Origin of the sequence: Pseudoalteromonas sp. SG43-7, assembly GCF_014164295.1 — a bacterium.
Lineage (GTDB): Bacteria > Pseudomonadota > Gammaproteobacteria > Enterobacterales > Alteromonadaceae > Pseudoalteromonas > Pseudoalteromonas rhizosphaerae.
Genome location: NZ_JACJEY010000071.1, coordinates 1 through 21,055, shown reverse-complemented (window position 1 = coordinate 21,055; position 21,055 = coordinate 1). Strand labels below are relative to the sequence as shown.

Below are 21,055 nucleotides of genomic sequence, written 5' to 3'. Positions count from 1 at the left end.
TGATCGGCAAAATCATTAAGAACACAAAAGTGATCATTATCGCGTAATTTTCGTGATCAAAGCTTAATGAGAATAAGTGATCAAAGTTAATGCCATTGGATGATCAAAGCTGGTGAGAATATGCAAATTGGCGTTTTGGAAGGTATTACAGGTGCTTAATGGCTTATTTTAAGATGTAAGGGCTTACCTTTATTAATGCATCGTATTTTACGCTGCTAATATTAGCCTTCAAGTTAGTTCTCATTTACTTCTCTTTCTCTGCTCTTTGTGCAAAAAATATTTAATTGAATTATTCACAAAGAGGTTCAGAAACGCTGCGCTTTAGAAGAATATAAGCAAATGCAGTGCTAATAATGTAAATATTATTGCGTAGCGCTCCTTATATGTGTTTGCCGTAAGCTACTTGCTTAACAGCCGCATCGACAGACGAAGTAAACAAATTTGTTTATTGATTTAGAGTTGACCGCCATTATATAAAACGGTCAAAAAGACTACTAGTGCCTATTGATAGTGTTAAGGCTCATATGTGTTAAACGTTTTACCCATACATTTGCAAATATTCAAAGTTCTCACTATCAAAGATTTGTGGAATTAATGAATGGCCTCCAAACATGTTATTTTCGCTGTAGAAAAAATCAACGCTATCAGAGGATAAGAAATTTACTCCATCCAATCGCAGGTTTTTATCGAACTCCATGGCTGTCAGTATTGGTTCATCATCTTCCCGCCAGTCTTCATTGTACGATTGCAGGCTGTTTTCTATTATGTAGCCTCTGGCTTTCTTGTCGTATGCATCCAAAGAAGAAAGAATCCTTTTGGCCAGAGTAATCGTGTCTTCTAACTTCTCTCCATCTGGATCAACATGAATGCGAACTTCATCTCCTTTAAAATTGAAACTACCTTTGTAGGTACCTTCAATTCTTTCATCCATTTCTAGATTATCTAACGCTTTCTCGTACATAACTCTCTCTGACGTTTAACTAGCCTGTAGAATAACTCGTTTTTAATTTATTTTTATTAATGTATCAACCATAGCCGAGTTCCTATTTTGATTCAATGAAACTAAACAAGACAGTCACTCTAATTGAACAAACACAGCCGTTACAATAAAATTACTTTTTAGGTTAAGAATTTATCTTTTACTACAGGGTTACTTTTACTTCATCCATTAAATAAGTCATTAGCATTCTTAAACCTAAATTACATGCATAAAATGACATCAGTTTTTAACTTTTTACTGAGTAATTCAAGCGCTATGCCAGTAGTTTTTTACAATTACTGATATTTGCACGCCGCTTCCGATTTAAGTTTTCACCGTAACGTTATTGTGAAGACAGCCTGCCTACTGCGCCGTGAAATACGCGCGTAAATTACGTAGTGAGTTCTAACCAGTTTTCTGGAGAAATATTGACTCTTTCTAGTAAAGGTAAGTGTGTACTTTTAATATACCCTCGCTTGCTTTACCATATACAACGTCCTGTTAGCTCAACGAATTCAAGCTACGATTTAAGCTCAAACGGTAACCCTTTTGGCATGATTTGACGTGGTATACCTGCAAAGCGAAGTAGTTGTTTTGGTTGCTTGCCATCTTTGGCGCATGTTAAACGTTTTTTAACACTAATATGGCCTGACTCTTCAGGTGTTTTTACCATCTTAGCTCTAATCGGATTTAAATAAACATATGCCATGCAGGCTGCTAATGCTGCTTCATCAAGTAGTACTTGTGACCTAAATCCCCCCTCCCCCTCTGCGGTGCCCGTAGGATTGACCGGTAAAGTGGTCTTCGCCACATAAAAATGCACGCCGTACGCAACGTGAAATACAGTGATAATATTTTGTATCAACCAAACTTACTTGACGCTTTCTTGCGATTTCAATAAGACACCCTGCTCATTTTTTGCACTTAATAAAACTTAGTACTTCGTTTCACAAAATACAAAATTAAACTGGATGTCTTTGTTATTTTTTCCTTGTTATTTTTAAACACGGATAACGGTTTACACTCGCTTTAAACAAAAATAGTCACTTCAGAGCAATCCAAAAAGCCTATTTTATAACAGTATTAATAAGGAGGACTTTAATTATGCGGCTACCCAGCATCGGTCTTCAGGCAGCTGAAGTCGGCATTTTTAAGCTTTTCTTTCTCAATAAATACCATAAGCTTATCCCCATCATGCCAACACCAGCCAAGCCCATCGTGAGATGCCAGAGTGAGCAGCGGAAGCCATTCATCACCAGGGGTCGGGTCATAAGCAAGCGAACAAAATGACGGATAGCCCAGCATGTAGTTCTCGCGATGGCCTATTAGATAAGGCAGTTCATACAAAAGATTAGTATCGAAAGGCCAGTCACTGCGTAACTCTTCATGTTTGGGGATTTCCAGCCCGGTTTCCAAACGGATTACCTTTGCCTCCTGCGGTACAGCTGCTTGCTCAAACATAACTAAATCATTAATATCCGGATAATAGTAAGCGATCACATATCCTTCAGCACCCCAGAAAATTTCACCGTCGTGATCATAAGCATAGAAGAGTGATAGCAAACCGGATTTGGGCAGCGGCTCAGGACAATCGAGGATTTCAGAAAAATTAATCTGGCCTAAAAACCGGTATTCGCCAACGTTATGTTCTGGCCAGACAAAGTCCTTTGCAACCAGAGGATTACCGCCAAACCGACTCCCAGAGTCACTGGCGACACCATCTGAAAACAAAATATCAACGCTGGATTTACTGATCGAATCCAAATAAGCCTTATGAGGGGAAAAATCTTCATCAGTGCTAATAAAGTCTTCCAAAATTTTAGGGTTCAAACAACTCTCCTTTTATAACGCAAACACAACCGGCGTTCATTCCGTGTCTATGTATATGTTCAACGGGTTATTAACTTAACCCACTATCCAAACCCTTGAAGGGCTTTTGTTTATCTAACGAGCCTGTAGAATTACTCGTTTTTATTTTATTTTGATTGATGCTTCAACCATAGCCTAGTTCCTATTTTGATTCAATCGACAACTGACTTTCACATAAAACGCTAAATTTATATTTCAGATGCTTAACCCTCTCACACTTAGAGTAAGAGGATTATCATCTTTAAAAATTAATTGTGATGCCAATAGATGGTAAAGGCATATCAGGGAACTGGTAGTCTTTTTCAAACTCGCTGTAGTCTTGATTGTATTCTAGCTCCTGTACTGCGCGTGAAGCATACGTTTATATTCAATTACAGGGTTCACCCTCAGCCGCACCACAAAACCTGTTGTTGTACCTTTACTCTAAAAAAGAAATGTGGCAAAGTGCGCACTTCTCGGGGGAGTAGCCTGCTTGATGCCTTTTAACTTAAAGCGCAGCAAGTAAACTTATCAACATAATTGCACCTCATGTGCATGGTAAGTTTGTAATGTAGCAAGCATTATCGGCAAGACCTGGGTAAACACTATCCTCATGGCGGGAGATAGGCGTTTACCTTGGTTTAATGTTCCCGCCTTATAGAAGTAAAATGGATACATTTATCACATCAACCGTCACCGTTGCTTTAGCTGAAATAGGCGATAAAACGCAACTTTTATCCCTGTTGTTAGCTGCCCGCTTTGCCAATAAACCTGCACTTATTTTAGGTATTTTAGTCGCTACTATTATCAATCATGGTTTGTCTGCATGGTTGGGCGATTATTTATCGCAAAGCTTTACCTCTTCGTACCTGCCTTGGATTGTGAACGGCTGTTTTATTGTCGTTGGCTTATGGCTACTGATCCCAGATAAAGATGAAGAAGTAAGCAATAAGTACGATCAATACGGGGCTTTTTTAGTAGCCTTGGTGCTGTTTTTCATTGCCGAAATTGGCGATAAAACCCAAATAGCAACAGTATTGCTTGGCGCTCAGTATCAATCAGTGTTGTGGGTAACCATAGGAACCACTGTAGGTATGTTACTTGCCAATGTGCCGGTTATTTATGCTGGCAATGCCTTGCTAAAACGTATTCCAATGGCAAAAGTAAGAATGCTTGCTGCAATAGTGTTTGTTGCTTTGGGTTGTTACGGCCTAGTTACTAGCTAACTTTATCTGCACGTTACAGCACCGGCGAATATAGTTTTGCTGGTGCTTGGCGTACACTAAATGTTTGCGTTGTGAGGATCAGGGAACAACATACTAATAAAACACTAACTGCACCCATGATACCAAACCATTGCAATAATGAACGCTGCTTACGCTTTACTCTCAGCCAATTCATATACAATCCAGCCATACATATACAGGTCATTAAACAACCAAACACAGCCCAAATTAACTTCGTACCTAGCCCTGCAAAGTTGCCAAAATGCAAAGGATCGGCGGTATCTTTAATGCGCGCGACAATAGGTAAATCTGCGGCTTTTTGAATTGCCAGTACATCTGCTGAAGCTGGATCTAAATACACTTTATTAGCTCGTAAACGTACTAAAATGTCATCATTATCGCCCAGTACCAAAACCGGTTTATTTGCTTTGCTTGGGTATTGTATAGCGCGAATATGTAAACTTGGAAACGCTGATTGCGCCGCGTTTACCATGGCACTTATCGCTGGCGGATGCGCGACATCAGTTTGTAGATCCGTAACCTCTGCGGGGGGGGTTATATAATGGTCAATTTTGGCTGTTTGTAAGGTGTGTTCAACTAAGTACCACACGCCAGTAATAGCCATGACCACAATAAACCAGTAACTCCAAAGCCCCAGTAATTTATGCCAATCAGCCCAGCTGCTACGATTGGTTGTTTTTAATTGCCGTGGCTTTTTTAAAAAATGTCGCCACCACTGGCGATAAACAATCGGACTAGTAACCACTAAAATAACCAAGAGAATGGCTAAACTCGTGACGATCAACTTACCTGTCCAACCCATCGATAGATTCATGTGCCAGTTACGTAAAAAGCGCGATACTCGCCCCCACTGACCTTCGCCAAGCCATTGCCCCGTCGCACCATCAACATACACAAACAAAAACTGTTGCTGCCACTTAAGCGACACTTCGGTTGCTAAGTAAGGTTGTTGATGGCGCAATATGCTAATGATTTGGCTGCCAGGATAACGCTGGGCAAGTGTATTCTCAATTGCAGCAAAGTCAGTATTAGGGGAATGCGAGAGGGCACGAAATTTACTATCACTAAGATATTCAATTTCGTGGCTCAAGGTTGCCAACGTGCCAGATAAACACGTTATCAATAACAAGCTGCCAACCAAGAGCCCTGCCCAAGCATGTAAGTTAAACCACTGCTTTGCTTTCATAGTACGAAATTGTCAGTTTAGAATGTGTACTTAGCCGACAAATAGACGCGGCGTGGTTCCCCCGGGAAATGCCCAGCACGAGTTATAAAGCCACTTGATGCATACTCTTTATCAAACACGTTTTTAACTGAGAGCTGCCAAACCCATTGTTGATATTCAGTCTTCCAAGCCATGTTATAAACGGTATACGGCTGTACTTTATCACCGTCTAAACTGACTTGTTCATCAACATAATCAAGACCTGCCGCGATTGATGAGTGCAACTGCGGTAACTCATAACGCGTCCACAACCCTGCGGTATTTTGTGGCGCATTGGCAAATTTATCGCTGCCTTTTGCTTGCGCGGAAAATTTTTCACTTTGCTCAACAATACGCGTGTCGTTGTATGCGTAACTTGCTGTGATCACTAAACGTTCGGTGACATCGCCAACAATCTCAAGTTCAAAGCCTCGGCTGTCAACTTCGCCTAACGCTTCCATTTGATCAACGCCGGTGTCTGATAACTCAGTGCTGGCTTGTAAAATATTGTTACGGATAATGCGGTACGTTGCCATATTCACAGCCAACGAGTCATCAAGTAACTTAGTACGTAAACCAAGTTCACGAATATTGCTGTGCTCTGGTTTAAATGGCCCGCCTACATCTTGATTTTGATTACTGGCCGATTGTGGCATAAAGCCTGTGCCATACAGCGCATAAGGGAAAAAGGTATCGTTTAAGTTATAACTTGTGCCAATACGATACGTCACATCGCTGTCTGAAAACTCGGTGTTATTAAGGACATCGGTGTCTTCAAAACGATCGTACCGTAAGCCAACCGTAACATTCCATTTATCGGTAACATCAACTTGGTCTTGTGCATACAGGCCAATACGTGTTGACTCAGTACTTGATAAACGCGGTGTTACGTTTGCTAAATCATAATCATCTTTTGAAGTCAATCCATACACAGGATTTAATATTGAGATCCCTGGCACTGGGCCGCCTTTGCTGGCTTGTACAGCTGTTCTATATGCAGATTCAAACTCATGCTTATACCAATCTACACCCACCAGCATCACATGTTGCATAGCGGCAAGCTCAGTGTCAGCAATTAAATTGGCAGTAAAACTAAGCCCGGTATTTTCGCGTTGTTGATCACGAAATTCGCGCTCGCTCCAATCCAGTACTCCATCGCCATCTGTGTCACTTAGTCCACGCGGCTCATGATAGTTTTGATTGGCATCGTTACTAAAATAACGCGCAGTGATATCACTGCGAAATACCTCATTAAATTGGTGCTGAAAACTTGCTTGAAACACGTCAGCAATAACGGTTTGATAATCAGTTGCTTCATTATGATTCCAGCTTATGTCGGCAATAAAGTTACCGTTTTTATCCACTGGCACGCCACGTAATCTAGCGCCGCCTAAATCTTGATCAACATGGGTATATTGCAATACCAGATTAGTGTCGTTATTAAAATCAAAACGATAGCCTAAATCAATAATAGTATTATCTTCGCTGGTATTTTCACGAAATGGTTTATCTGAATCTTTATAAACACCAACACGGTAGGCTTGGGTCTGTGCGTCATTGGCACTGCCCGTTGATTCGACTGCGGCACTAAAAAAATCATCATTACCCAGTTCAACTGCAACGGTTGTTTTACTATCATAGCTGGGCTTTTTGGTCATATAATTAATGATCCCGCCAGGGTTACCACTGCCGTACACAGCGCCACTAGGGCCTTTTAAAACAGCCACTTGCTCAATATTAAACAACTGTGGTACCGCAAAACCACTAAATGGGTCACCTTTTACACCATCGTATAAAATTTCATCTTGGCGAAAACCACGAAACGTAACACCTGAGTAACTAAAGCCATTAACACCCGCAATATTGCTGTACAGATCAGTTACTTGACGTGCAGCCTGATCGCTGATTAACGCTTGCGGAATAACCTGGATTGACTGTGGAATTTTCTCTAGCGGCGTATCGGTACGAGTACCAAACGTTGATTCTGTTGGGCGATACAGTGAAAACGCTCGTCCAACGACTGAAATGGTTTCTATGTCGTTTTTTACAACAGTAGACTCATCAGTTGCAGATCCTGCTGCTGTTGTTTGCGCAGCAACGACAACAGGCGTCATGGTAATAGAACTTAGGGCTAATGCTATTAAAGAAGGTTTCATTGATATTTATACAGCAATCAAAATAATTTACGGCATGATAATAAAAACCACTATCATTTACAATGCTGAAGTGAAATTATTCTCTTCTTGTTGCCAAGCTTATTTAACAATCTTTAAAATCTCTTTAAATACAGGTGTCGCTGCCACTTCGGTCCATTGAAAAATCACACTTTCAGCGCAGCTGATCACAGCACCTGCTTGTCTTAGCTGAGCTATAGCTAAATCGCGGTGCAGATCATTACGCGAACTAACCGCATCCATGACTAAAAACACCTGATAACCTTGCGCCAGTAAATCTAAACAAGTTTGTAATACGCATACATGCGCTTCCATACCAACTACAATAATTTGCGGGCGTTTATAGCTAGCAATAAGCTCTAAAAAACCGTCCTCTTTACACGCGCTAAAGTGGGTTTTATCAAAGAACTCAGCTTGCCCAATCTGAGCTTTTAATTGCTGATCAGTTTCGCCAAGCCCTTGTTTATATTGTTCAGTGACTAAAATAGGAATATGCAACAATTGTGCAGCTTTTACTAATTGCACTGTGACCTGTTTTACTTGTTCATAACGAGGCATCGCAGGACTTAATTTGTCTTGAATATCGACAACTAACAGCAGACTTTGCATGGTGTGAGCATTAAATGAATGAGGCAATGTGAACATCCGTGATCTAAACATAACTAACAGCATAAGTGATTTGTTATACAAATGTATATCTTATATAGCTAATTCTTTAATTCAACTGTAAATTGTTATGCTATATTTACTAACGGCTAACAACCACTTTATCTCAGGGGAGCAGTACCTTAAGTGCGATTGAGAAACTTTTTTTTCATCTTATTTAGTATTTTATGCACTTGGTTTAGTGTTAATTCCAGTGCTCAAAGCTATGCTCAGCAATTGCAACGCTTATCCACGGATGAAGGGTTATCACAAGGCCACGTAACTAGCACACTGCAAGATAAACTGGGATTTATTTGGATCGGTACATTACAGGGTTTAAACCGGTTTGATGGCTATGAGGTAAAAATATTCTCTGGTGAATACTCACTGGATCAACTCTCAATTATTGTATTGTTCGAAACACACAACGGCGATATTTTTGTATCAACTGAGTATTCTGGTGCGTTTCTTATAGATCCTGTGACACTCAAAGTTAGTAAAATTTATTCAGGTAAGTTAAACGCTGAAGATAAACACTTTTCTCCTATTTTTGCCATCGCCGAACATCAGCAGCTGTTTTATTACGCCATTAATCAACATGTGTATGCCTTTGATCCACAAAAAAATACCTATACCCATGAGTTTTCAATCAGTAAAGATGATAATTCTGTCCGCGCAATTACTGTTCATAATGACTTTTTGTATATTGCCACCACTGATGGGTTGTACTCTAAATCATTAATTGATGAACATATAACTAAAATACCTTTAGTTGCCAAGGATAAGCTCAATCCAGATAATAACAATATCAAATTTTTATCCATCGACTCGCAGCTTGGTTTACTGGTTGGCACAGTCGAAGGATTTTATTCTATTGCTTTTAATAACAATGAGTTATTAGACTTCAATAACGTAAAAACGCTACTCGCGGAACATAATATTTGGGATTATGTTAATACCCCTTATGGTGAATTTATAGTCACTGAGGATGGCCTTTATCAATACCATCGCCATACTGATCACAATGAGTTTCTTTTACGTTTTGATCAAAGTAAATTTCACATGACCGACAACACTATTTTAGATGTGATGGTTGATAAAACAGGGCTTATGTGGCTTGCCTCGCGCTCGCAAGGCGTTTTTACTTGGTCCACTTTAGCAAGGCGTTTTGGCAATATTCAAATCACCAGTAATGATAAATTGCACAGCAATGTGATCCTTGCTGTTTACCAAGACGATAACGCCGTGTGGCTGGGCACCGATAATGGCCTAGCCAAAATGCGCCTAGATGAGACTACCGAAAAAACTTACTTAGCCAGCGATGACAGCAAAGCGTTTTATGGCCAATTTGCTGTGTATGGTATTGCCTCGGCGCACTTAAATGAGCCAGACCGTTATTTGTGGTTACTGCTCTATGATGGTCTTGCTTTATTTGATAAAAAAACCGAACAAAAAATAGCTCTACCAATGCAAGGCAATACACAAGCCATTCTCGACAGCGGCCCAGGCTATGGATATCATCAAATCACGACTGATACCTTTGCATTTTTTAGCGAGAATGATTATTTCCTGTATGATGGAAACAGTGGTCAGACTAACGTAATTAAAGGTCTCAAAGAGCAGTTAGATCCCGTCAATGTGCACGCTTTTTTAAAACCATTGCCCCATAAACCCGATGACTACTTGATCAGCGTATCTGGCGCGTTATATCGTTATAATGAGTCCAGCCAAAAACTCACCTTGATCTACGAAGTCGAAAATTATAACCCAATAAATTATGTCACTATCGATGATTGGGTGATCGATTATAACAATACCCTTTGGCTTGCCTCTTCCCAAGAAGGACTAATTGGTCTTGACGCCAACAGTTACGAAGTAAAACACCGTATAAACCTCAGTAATGGCATTAAAACGAAAACAATTGTCGCCTTGCAAATCGACCAATTTGGCTTTTTATGGATCAGCAGTAAAAATGGCCTCTATCGACTCGACTTAAGTTCAATGCAATTAAATGCATATACTGTTAAAGATGGCTTAACTGTGAATGAATTTAATATTGACTCACATACTCAGCTAAACGATGGCCGCTTAGCTTTTGGCAGTACCCGTGGCGTGCTAACACTTGCCCCGCAAGACTTTTTATCTGTCCCTAATGATCGTGACAGCACAGTGACTGAAATCACCGATATATCGTTACTCTCCCGTACACTTAATTATCATCCATTGCAATACGCCAACCAGCCTTTACAACTAACTGATGAAGATGTGGGCTTAGAAGTTAGTTTTTCTAACTTTGATTTTCAAAATGTAGATAGAACACGCTATAAGGTGTCATTAACCGGCCCCAATAAATTAAGTTATGACAAGCTAAACAATAATAAAGTTTTTTTTACTAAGCTTCCTGCTGGTGATTATCAACTAACAATCGCAGCATATAACTTAAATGACTCAGGCCTGGGTGATGAAAAAACACTTAACTTTACTGTTGCCTATGCTCCGTGGCGCTCGCCACTTGCAATAAGCCTTTATTTATTACTTACGTTTTTAGTGCTATTTGTTATTTTTTGGCAATACCGCTCCCGTCAGCGCATTATTAAGCATACTCATGATGAAATACTGCAATCACAACAACAAACAGAGCTTGCTTTAAACAGTAGTAAAAGCGGTGTATGGGAAGTTGATATTGCCGCACATTGGATAAAGCAGCAGCGCTTAAAACATGAGCTAGGCTATAAAACTTTGCCACAAAAGTTCAATTTTGACGATTTTTGCGCATTAATACACCCAGATGATAAACGTAAAGTTCTTCATGATTGGCATTTATTCATCACTCAAAAAAATGCTCAACAATGGCAGGTCACGTATCGGCTTCAACATGCTAATGGAAACTGGCTTTGGTATCACGATATCGGTAAAGTGATTGAAACGAACGAGCAAGGCTATCCTACAAGATTAGCTGGAATCTATACCAATATAACCGAACAACGTGCTACAGCACAGCAAGCTGCGGTATTAGGCGAAGCCTTTAGCCAAATAAACGATTGGCTACTTATTTTAGACAGTCAACTGACTCCGTTTTCTGTTAATAATAGCTTTGCAGAAGCCTTTTCTATTCAAACAATCCCAGCAAAGCTTGAACTAAAACGGTTTTTAGCAGCACTGGGGAAAAAACAATATGTCGATTTCATCAATATTCTAAAATCATTACAACCGAAACAAAATTGGCGTGGTGACGCTTATATAAAAACTAAGATAAATCCGTCGCACCCTATTCATATTAGTATTACCGCAGTGGCAAAAGACAGTAATGTAGTGAGTTATTATGTGGTGGTTATTTCTGATTTAACCGAGCAAAAACGCGCTGAAAATGAACTACGCTATCTGGCAAACTATGATCCATTAACTAAGCTACCAAATCGGTCACTAATGTATCAAAAGATATCGCATGCGATAAAAGATGCCGATACACATGCCAGTCTAGTTGCTTTACTGTTTATAGATTTAGATAAATTCAAACCGGTGAATGACTCATTTGGTCATGCGGTTGGCGATCAGCTGTTATGTGATATTACCTATCGAATGAATAGTATGCTTGATAAAAATGCCATTGTTGGGCGTCAAAGCGGTGACGAGTTTTTATTATTAATTAAAAACTTAGACTCGCCACAAAGTTTGAGTAACTTAGTGCGTAGCCTCACTGAAGAACTTGCAAAACGGGTGGTGATCAACGATTTTGCAATTAATATCTCGGCCAGCGTCGGTGTGGCACTCTACCCATTTGATGCCGACACCACCGATGAGCTTATTCGTAATGCCGACATCGCAATGATGCATGCTAAGCAATCGGGCCGCAACGGCTTTAAGTTTTTCACTGAACAAATGAATAACCAAATCACCCAAAAACTACTGCTCGAAAATGCCTTAAAAGATGCCTACAAAGACGATTTATTTTTTAATAATTACCAGCCAATTGTTAATAATAAAAGCAAAAAAATCAAAGGTGTAGAGCTATTAATGCGCTGGCAACACCAAGCAGAATTGATATCACCGGCAGTGTTTATTCCTATTGCAGAAGAAACTGGTTTAATCGATGTACTCACCGAGCAGGCGCTGACCCGTGCACTTGAAGATCTCGCACCATTATTTAAAGCTAACCCACGGTTTTACTTATCGTTAAATCTATCACCTGTGCATATTTTAAAATCTAATTTAACCGAACGCTTATTACTTATTTTAAATCAGCATCATATAAAACCTGTTCAGTTACGTTTAGAGATCACCGAAAACACCTTGCTTGATGACAAAAACAAAGCAGCTAAGCAGCTGCAAGCGCTCAGAAACGCAGGTTTTAAATTATTACTGGATGATTTTGGTACCGGGTATTCGTCTTTAACGTATTTAAGTCAATTTCCAATTGATGTGATTAAAATTGATCAAAGCTTTGTGCGTAATATCGGCCAAGATAGTAATAATGAATCAATCATCAAAACAATCCACACCTTAGCTGAAAACCTAGATCTATATTGTATTGCAGAAGGCGTAGAAACAATTGAGCAAATACGCTTTTTAAACAGTATCGGCTGTGATGACCTTCAAGGCTATTACTTTGCAAAACCAACAACTGCAGAGATTCTCATTAGCGATGCGTATATCCAAGCACTGCTAGAGAAATTGCAAACTACCTAGCTCAATGTATCAGCCCACTTTTTAAGGCATTGAAAAAGTTGGCCGCGATCCACGGGTTTGGCTATAAAATCGTCCATACCCACTTCTAAACAACGTTTTTGGTCGTCTTCAAAAGCATTTGCGGTAATGGCAATAATAATCACAGGACCAAATTGAGCACTGTTGTTACGGATTTCAGCTGTGCACTGATAACCATCCATAATAGGCATTTGGCAATCCATTAAAATAATATCGGCCATATTGTGTTGTAAACACGCCAGTGCTTTTTCACCATCGTTAGCAACTTCTAAGGTGCAATGGGTGTCACTGAGCATTTTTGCAATAACGATTTGATTGATTTGATTATCTTCTACCAGTAATACTTTCAACCCAGTTAAGTCAGGAATGCTTTGCTGTATGTCTACTTCATGAGTAAGTTGCACTACTTCAATAGGAATTGTGATAGTAAAGCAACTGCCTTTACCAATCTCGCTGTGTAATACCAGCTTGCCTCCCATTAACTGAACTATTCGCTTACAAATAGTTAAGCCTAATCCTGTGCCACCATATTGCCGCGTGGTTGAAATATCAGCTTGAGTAAACTCACGAAACAACGATGATTGCTGTTGCCCAGAAATACCAATGCCAGTGTCAGTTACAGCCACAGATAAATGATTATCAGCATAATCAATGTTCATCGTTATACTACCAGTTTTCGTAAATTTCCCTGCATTACTCAACAAGTTATTGACAATTTGGCTTAACCTTAGTGAATCTAACTGCACCACATCGGGTACTGACGGGGCAATATTTAATATAAATTCAACGCCTGGCTGTACGCCAGTATTTGTAAACACCTGTGCTAATTGAGTAAGCAGTTTTCGTACATTAACTATATGAATGTCTAGTTTGACCGCCCCCGCCTCAATTTTCGAAAAGTCTAAAATATCGTTTAAAATCAATAATAGATTTTTAGCGCTTTGCTGGATCATTTGCAATTGTTCGCGGTATTCCAACTTCACGTCATCAGCATTAAGTAAAATATCAGTCAGCCCCATAATACCGTTAAGCGGGGTGCGAATTTCATGACTCATATTCGCTAAAAATTGTGATTTAGCTTTGCTGGCCTGATTTGCAGTTGCCACAGCTTTAACTAATTCATCTGTTTTTTCATTTACTTGATACTCTAGCTCTACATTAAACTGTTTTAAATGCAGATTAAGTGCTGCATTTTCAGTGTTTACTTGTTCTAGATCTTTAAAGTTGCTGGTCAATTTAAATGCTAAAGTAGCAAATTGCTGCTGTAAGCTCAGCACCTCCAGCCACGCATTATTTTGAGTCTGTAAATCACTGATTTCAGTTTTAGGATCAAAGGCATCGATTTGTTCAGTAAGCTCATCTATTGGCCTCACTAACCATCGACTCAACTGGGTGATAAAGATACTGATCAAAATAATCACCACAAGAGTTAGTAATAGTGATTGCCCCCACGCACTTGCCGCCACAAGATTAGCGTATTTCCGTTTTAATAAGCTTGCTACATACCAACCTTGTTGCTGTGATAAATATATTTTTACGTAATATTGTTCGCCATCAATGTCGATGGTCATAATGGCTTGTTGATCACCTTGTAACTGGGTAAATTTATCTTCAGTGAGCTGAGTCAATACCGAATAATGATTAGGTAAGGTGCTAAACACCACGTGTTTTTTGGCATCAAGAATTATCAGTTCACCATCATTATCAAATATGGTTGGCCTAAATTGCAAAAAGGAGCCCAACACTAACGAACCTTCAACCACTCCCTGAAAACGCCCGTTAATATTCACTGGTGCAGAAACACCCACAATGGGTTCATTACCAAATCCTCGGCCCCTAAAAACATTAGAAATATACCCTGTTGGCGAGTCTTTACCGATCGTAAAGTAATCGCGATCGGCAACCGATAAATTGCTGCCTTTTAAGCTTTCTTGCAAACTAAGTGGATTAAATACCTGTGCTATTGCGTTTTCATCCGTAACCATTGATGTAAGAAAGTTAGGGTATAGTGCCATTAACTGACTCAATGCTAACTGTTTATCGACCCCCTGCTCGATGGCTTTTGCAGTTAATACGATGCCACGGCGATAGCCATTTAAATACAGGTCAATTTTTTCAGCAATGTCTTCGGATTTTTCAGCAAGCTGCGCCTTCACTTCATATTCGATACGCGCATAATGATTGTTGGTAAGTACAATGGTGGTTAATAACACCACTAAAATAATGAGGATGCTTACAATGTAATTAAGAATTTTATACAGCGAATTTGGTCGTTTTTGCCACACTTGCTGAATAAAGAAGAAACTGAGTAAATCAATAACGCATAAAACAATGGCTGCATTTAAAAAATACTTAACCAAGGCGGTAATGACCGCCAGTAATGGCAACTCAATGATAAAATAGCCAATGAGTCCCAGCAGCGGAATACCAATTAACAACCAATAAATTATACCGCGAATAAACAGCAGCCGTGCAGTTTTAAAGCTAAAGTGATACAGCCAAAGCACTTCGCCAACAAACACAATTGATGGCCAACAATGCCCCCAACGATAAAAAATAAAAGCCGCACTGATAGTACAAGCAACTAACGCGTAGCGTAAGCCAAATAGCAACAAACAAATTAAAACAAACAGCTGACCAAATAAAAATTCAGAGCTGTCGAGAAACCAAAATGGCAGTAAATTAACAAAACCGGCCAACACGCCTAAAAGTATAGAACAGCTGAATGCAAAATATCGATGCTGAAAAAACGGCAATGGATTGTTCCGTATAAAATAGGCTATATCTAAAAGTAAAATAAAAAACGCATTTTGCCAAGTTAACTAGTTGTATTTAATGCTGACAACCATGACTTTCGATTTGTAATACGCTGTTGCCAACATTAAATTGCCTTGCTAGCAATTGCTCAACTTTAAGTCGGCATGCTTCATCATGTTTTTCTATAGTGCAATGTTGTTTAAGTACCACATGCGCCCCTACAACTAACTCCTTGTCACGGCGCATAACCGTAACATTGTGCACATTTTCTACATGCTCAACTTGTCCTATGGCACTTTCAATATCGGCCACATCGGGTAGTTTTGCTTTATTTAAACGCAGACCTTTAACGCACCCAACAATCACTTTTACACCTGTAAACAAAACAAATAACGCAATCAGCATGCTCGATAAAATATCAATAATGCTCCAACCCGTTAGATAAATAAGTATACCGGCGATAAACGTAGAGACAGTTGAAATCAAATCAAAAAATGAATGTAAAAATACCGCATAAACATTAAAGCTAGCCTTTCTACCTTTATATAATACCCATGCTGCAGCACCGTGAAATAAAAATCCAGTGGCGGCAATAACCGACATTAAATAGCTATTGACGACGGGGCCTTGCCCTTCATGGTGATGTACAAAGCGCTCGCCGCCTTCGTATAAAATCACCAGGCTGATCGCCAAATATAAACAACCGTTGATCAAACCACCGGTCAACTCTGCTTTTTGATAACCATCGTTGTAGTTTTTAGCTAAATGAATCGCTAAGCTCGATGCGATCAAAGCAATAAATAAAGAACTATTATGAACAAATAAATGCCCAGCATCGGCTAATACGGCAAGAGAGTTTGCATAATAGGCACCAATAACTTGAATAACCATAAATGAGCTAGTGATTGCTAATGCAATTAATAATCTACGTCGTGATGCTTGGTGAGTTGTAATGTCGGTCATGAAAAGCGGTTTTACCTGTGCTTAAGTGTGCTAAGAGTCATCATTCTAAAAAACGTTTAAAAGAGTAATGATATACAGTATCAATTGTAGTACTTCCATAAGCCAAACGCACTAAAAACTTAATATCGAGTTAATTTATATATAAAACGGCTAATTAAAATACCATTTTCTTAAAATTGAATGTAAGCTTAATATGTTAATAAGAAGTTGGAAATCCAGTGAGACAGTATTCTGTAGACGAAATTTGGCAATCTTTACAAGCGTTGCCACTTGCAATTGTGCTGTTTGATCAACAAACAGATACGCTGCACGCCAACGCATCAAGTCAGCAGTTACTTAAATTAATGCCAGCAATAAGTCCAGTGGAAAAAGCGTTTCAGCACTTATCAATTAAACACACAGAAAACCACACGATTGTTGATTATCAGACCTTTTTAACTCCCCAAAATAACACCGAACACATCTATAACATTGCCACAAAACACACACTCCTGCGTGTTACAGTCACCTATAGTTTAATTGGCCCACAGTTAATAATGCTGGCGCTTGAACCGCACACATCGTTTACTGTACACGCTGATTTTGACGAAGTAATAGCAAAAATATCAACACAACTTATTGATATACAAATAGACAACCTCGATCAACAGATCGAAAGCGCTTTAAAAACCATAGGTACATTTTGTGATGCTGATCGCAGCTATTTATTTCAATTTAGTGAAAACGGCAAAGCCATGAGCAATACTCATGAATGGGTTAATACGCAGGTCAAGCCTTTTAAAGAAAAGCTGCAAGATATTCAACAAGACCTATTACCTTATTTTTTTACCACGATGAACGAAAAGCACGTTTTTAAGGTATCTGATGTAAACTTGTTACCCCCAGCCGCTGCTGCTGAAAAAGCTGAATTTGAATCAGAGGGGATCAAGTCTGTTTTATGTATTGGGCTGCGCTCTGAAAACGCCTTATTTGGTTTTATTGGCTGTGATTGTGTAACACATATACGCCACTGGACCGACACCGACCTTATGCGGATCAAACTGGTAGGTGAAATTATTGCCAATGCACTGAAAAACGTTCTGTATAAACAACGCTTAGAGCAAGCTCAACAGCAATTACTTTTAGCCAACCAAGAACTGCAATCACAAGCAAATCTCGACAGCCTGACAAATATCGCCAATCGCCGCTGTTTTGATCAAACCTTACTCCGTGAAATTCAACGCGCAACACGCTCACATCAACCATTGAGTTTAATCATTTGTGATATCGATTATTTTAAACTGTATAACGACAATAATGGCCACCAGCAAGGCGATGAGGCACTCAAACAAGTTGCCCAAACCTTGCATCGCTTATGTAAGCGACAAGGTGATTTAGCAGCTCGCTACGGCGGAGAAGAATTTGCAATTGTGTTACCCAGCATTGATAAACCCCACTGCTTAAAATTTGCCAGATTACTGCAACAGCAAATAAGCCAACTAAATATCCTGCACCCAAATTCAAACGTAGCCGACCACCTCACCCTCAGCATCGGATGTTACAGCTGTAAACCAGATAAATACACCACCGCCGATATGATGATCCTCGCCGCCGACAGCGCACTTTACGTGGCAAAAAAAACAGGCCGCAATCAAATTCAAGTCTTTGATGAAGAGCATTAGAGCCATGTATTCGTAGCAGCGAGTTTACCTCGCGACAAATCAAAGTATTACATGTTGCTTAACCCCTCCCTTTATAAATTCAACAATACTCCAAATGTCCTGTACTGTAGGCCGTGCTTTAGCGCGAAATGTCACCCGCAACGCAAAATGATCACTTCAGCAAGTGAAATCTTAGCCAGTTAAATTCACCAATTCAGCCCGTGAGTACGGGGAACACGGGCTCTGGCAAGTTAGCGTTAAACTCGTTTACGGTTCAGCCCCGTGGGTACGGGGAACACCAAGGGCTAGAGCTTGGGCAACAAGCGCAGGGCGGTTCAGCCCCGTGGGTACGGGGAACACAAAGAAGCGGGCGGCACAAGTAAGCACGATGACGGTTCAGCCCCGTGAGTACGGGGAACACGTTCGGTTCCATGTTAAATCGAGCGAATCCTTCGGTTCAGCCCCGTGAGTACGGGGAACACAATACTGTGCTGTGTTTAACATAATTTAATACCGGTTCAGCCCCGTGAGTACGGGGAACACGTTAATCGCATATTAAACGAAAAGCAACTAAGGCGGTTCAGCCCCGTGAGTACGGGGAACACTAAGTCAGCAACTAAATCAGAGTATGATTTAACGGTTCAGCCCCGTGAGTACGGGGAACACATAGGCGGTGATAGGATCAAGCCCCTCAACGTCGGTTCAGCCCCGTGAGTACGGGGAACACTTGCCAAAATGCACAAACCCACTGGCAGCATACGGTTCAGCCCCGTGAGTACGGGGAACACATATTTCAAGATGCTCAAACCGATTCAGCTAGCGGTTCAGCCCCGTGAGTACGGGGAACACAAGTCATTAACAACCGCTGATTTTTCTTTATTCGGTTCAGCCCCGTGAGTACGGGGAACACTTCTCACCACCGCTTGTGATGTCGGTTTCCATCGGTTCAGCCCCGTGAGTACGGGGAACACTGGTGGTGTCAGTGTTTGTGCTAGTTTTTTTGCGGTTCAGCCCCGTGAGTACGGGGAACACTGTTGTATTAATTGATGGTATAAATGTATCAGCGGTTCAGCCCCGTGAGTACGGGGAACACAAGTTGGCAGTCTTGCAGACTCAATTGATAGTCGGTTCAGCCCCGTGAGTACGGGGAACACATGATCGCATACATCGAAAGTATGAATGATTGCGGTTCAGCCCCGTGAGTACGGGGAACACAAGCCAAGGTGCGACGTTTTGTGCAATGCGCGCGGTTCAGCCCCGTGAGTACGGGGAACACCGACTGGATTAATTTCGCCAGCTTACGTTTAGCGGTTCAGCCCCGTGAGTACGGGGAACACATTTGCAAAAACGTTATCTGAAATATGAACACCGGTTCAGCCCCGTGAGTACGGGGAACACACAAACTCAGCGCCGTTAGCTGCTAACAAGCCCGGTTCAGCCCCGTGAGTACGGGGAACACCGTTACCTAAAGAAATTACCAAAACAAAACCCCGGTTCAGCCCCGTGAGTACGGGGAACACGCCTCCTGTTATCTCATTACCACCTATGATAACGGTTCAGCCCCGTGAGTACGGGGAACACTCTATAATCATGATTATGTACATAAGTGGGTACGGTTCAGCCCCGTGAGTACGGGGAACACTGGCACTAATGTATTAGCAATTAATGCGGCGTCGGTTCAGCCCCGTGAGTACGGGGAACACTTCTATTACAAATAGCTTTCAAGAAAATATACCGGTTCAGCCCCGTGAGTACGGGGAACACCATATCGACACTATCAACACTCGTCGCACTGTCGGTTCAGCCCCGTGAGTACGGGGAACACGACCCTAAAGTATCAGGAACTAATGTCAAATACGGTTCAGCCCCGTGAGTACGGGGAACACGCCATCAAACCTGTTTATTAACGTGTCACCCGCGGTTCAGCCCCGTGAGTACGGGGAACACCACTACTTGTACGCTCAACAACTCGGTAACGCCGGTTCAGCCCCGTGAGTACGGGGAACACAAATTTGGTGAGTTTTCAGTTAGGCCAAACTGCGGTTCAGCCCCGTGAGTACGGGGAACACACTGGATTTATTTCTGAGCGTACAGCTATTGACGGTTCAGCCCCGTGAGTACGGGGAACACTGAGCAAATGCAGATAACAAAAGCTGATGCCGCGGTTCAGCCCCGTGAGTACGGGGAACACAGTTAATAGCGCGTTAATGCTGTGTATTGAAACGGTTCAGCCCCGTGAGTACGGGGAACACATATCGGCAACTGTATCAAAGTAATTTAATTTCGGTTCAGCCCCGTGAGTACGGGGAACACCTTCACCTTCTTTCGTGTTAACAGCTGCGCTTCGGTTCAGCCCCGTGAGTACGGGGAACACCTATCTGCTGATACAGTGTCGTCATAGTATATCGGTTCAGCCCCGTGAGTACGGGGAACACCGTCTAAAATGATATCCATGAAATCACCAACGCGGTTCAGCCCCGTGAGTACGGGGAACACTGCGGGTCGAATATCTCATCGTTTTTAGTGCTCGGTTCAGCCCCGTGAGTACGGGGAACACGGCATTCATTATTTATACATGAGTAATAAGCGCGGTTCAGCCCCGTGAGTACGGGGAACACCCAGTCACGCCCGAAGTGCTAAACGAAACACACGGTTCAGCCCCGTGAGTACGGGGAACACGCTTCACTGTAACGGCGAGACTCAATAACTTTCGGTTCAGCCCCGTGAGTACGGGGAACACACCCCGCAGCTATAACCAGTAAAGTTTTCAAGTGTTACCAGCAATGCAAAAATGATCCACTTCAACAATTGAAATCTGATCCAGTTAACTTAACACTGGTGCTTTTGGATAAGCACCATGATTTCAAAAGAAGAGTTCATGAAAATAAAAGTCT

At 41.1% G+C, this 21,055-nt stretch carries 10 protein-coding genes, 1 pseudogene and 1 CRISPR repeat array; of the genes and pseudogenes, 3 read left to right on the top strand and 8 right to left on the bottom strand.

Going from position 1 to position 21,055, the window contains the following annotated elements; all coding sequences use genetic code 11:
- Nucleotides 1–538: 538 nt before the first annotated feature.
- The 3 genes and pseudogenes from H5200_RS20895 to H5200_RS20885 form a co-directional block, all read right to left on the bottom strand.
- Nucleotides 539–961 carry a DUF2262 domain-containing protein gene (locus H5200_RS20895; RefSeq protein WP_182739575.1) on the bottom strand — a complete coding sequence of 141 codons (423 nt, stop codon included), beginning with the start codon at nucleotides 959–961 and terminating at the stop codon, nucleotides 539–541.
- Nucleotides 962–1,253: 292 nt separating this feature from the next.
- Nucleotides 1,254–1,878 (bottom strand): annotated as a pseudogene (locus tag H5200_RS20890) (hypothetical protein).
- A gap of 211 nt (nucleotides 1,879–2,089) precedes the next feature.
- Entirely contained in the window at nucleotides 2,090–2,809 is a 720-nt protein-coding gene (locus H5200_RS20885) for a YwqG family protein (RefSeq protein WP_182717804.1), read from the bottom strand.
- Between the two features lie 686 nt (nucleotides 2,810–3,495).
- On the opposite strand from H5200_RS20885, the gene H5200_RS20880 reads away from it, so the two are divergent.
- A complete protein-coding gene (locus H5200_RS20880) occupies nucleotides 3,496–4,053 on the top strand; it encodes a TMEM165/GDT1 family protein (RefSeq protein ID WP_145236272.1) in 558 nt (185 codons plus the stop codon).
- A gap of 13 nt (nucleotides 4,054–4,066) precedes the next feature.
- Here the strand turns inward: H5200_RS20880 and H5200_RS20875 are convergent, their stop codons facing one another.
- The 3 genes from H5200_RS20875 to H5200_RS20865 form a co-directional block, all read right to left on the bottom strand.
- The gene (locus H5200_RS20875; protein WP_182717803.1) at nucleotides 4,067–5,260 is read right to left on the bottom strand and encodes a PepSY domain-containing protein; all 1,194 of its coding nucleotides are present in this window, start codon (nucleotides 5,258–5,260) and stop codon (nucleotides 4,067–4,069) included.
- A 17-nt stretch (nucleotides 5,261–5,277) separates the two neighbouring features.
- Complete coding sequence (locus H5200_RS20870; protein ID WP_182739573.1) at nucleotides 5,278–7,434, bottom strand: TonB-dependent siderophore receptor; 2,157 nt, start codon at nucleotides 7,432–7,434, stop codon at nucleotides 5,278–5,280.
- 99 nt (nucleotides 7,435–7,533) lie between these two features.
- The gene (locus tag H5200_RS20865) at nucleotides 7,534–8,097 is read right to left on the bottom strand and encodes a hydrolase (RefSeq protein ID WP_182717801.1); all 564 of its coding nucleotides are present in this window, start codon (nucleotides 8,095–8,097) and stop codon (nucleotides 7,534–7,536) included.
- Between the two features lie 237 nt (nucleotides 8,098–8,334).
- Between H5200_RS20865 and H5200_RS20860 the strand changes: the two genes are divergently transcribed.
- On the top strand, nucleotides 8,335–12,783 hold the full coding sequence (locus tag H5200_RS20860) for an EAL domain-containing protein (RefSeq protein ID WP_259399252.1): 4,449 nt from the start codon (nucleotides 8,335–8,337) through the stop codon (nucleotides 12,781–12,783).
- Here the strand turns inward: H5200_RS20860 and H5200_RS20855 are convergent.
- Together H5200_RS20855 and H5200_RS20850 are read right to left on the bottom strand one after the other, a co-directional pair.
- A complete protein-coding gene (locus H5200_RS20855) occupies nucleotides 12,780–15,503 on the bottom strand; it encodes an ATP-binding protein (protein ID WP_310736254.1) in 2,724 nt (907 codons plus the stop codon). The two genes, H5200_RS20860 and H5200_RS20855, sit on opposite strands and share 4 nt — an antisense overlap.
- Nucleotides 15,504–15,633: 130 nt before the next feature.
- Nucleotides 15,634–16,521 (bottom strand): cation diffusion facilitator family transporter, encoded by an 888-nt coding sequence (locus H5200_RS20850; protein WP_182717799.1) that lies wholly within the window; start codon nucleotides 16,519–16,521, stop codon nucleotides 15,634–15,636.
- A gap of 218 nt (nucleotides 16,522–16,739) precedes the next feature.
- On the opposite strand from H5200_RS20850, the gene H5200_RS20845 reads away from it, so the two are divergent.
- Entirely contained in the window at nucleotides 16,740–18,182 is a 1,443-nt protein-coding gene (locus H5200_RS20845) for a diguanylate cyclase domain-containing protein (RefSeq protein ID WP_182762479.1), read from the top strand.
- 249 nt (nucleotides 18,183–18,431) lie between these two features.
- A CRISPR array of direct repeats spans nucleotides 18,432–20,901; the repeat unit is 29 nt; unit sequence CGGTTCAGCCCCGTGAGTACGGGGAACAC.
- Between the last annotated feature and the right edge of the window lie 154 nt (nucleotides 20,902–21,055).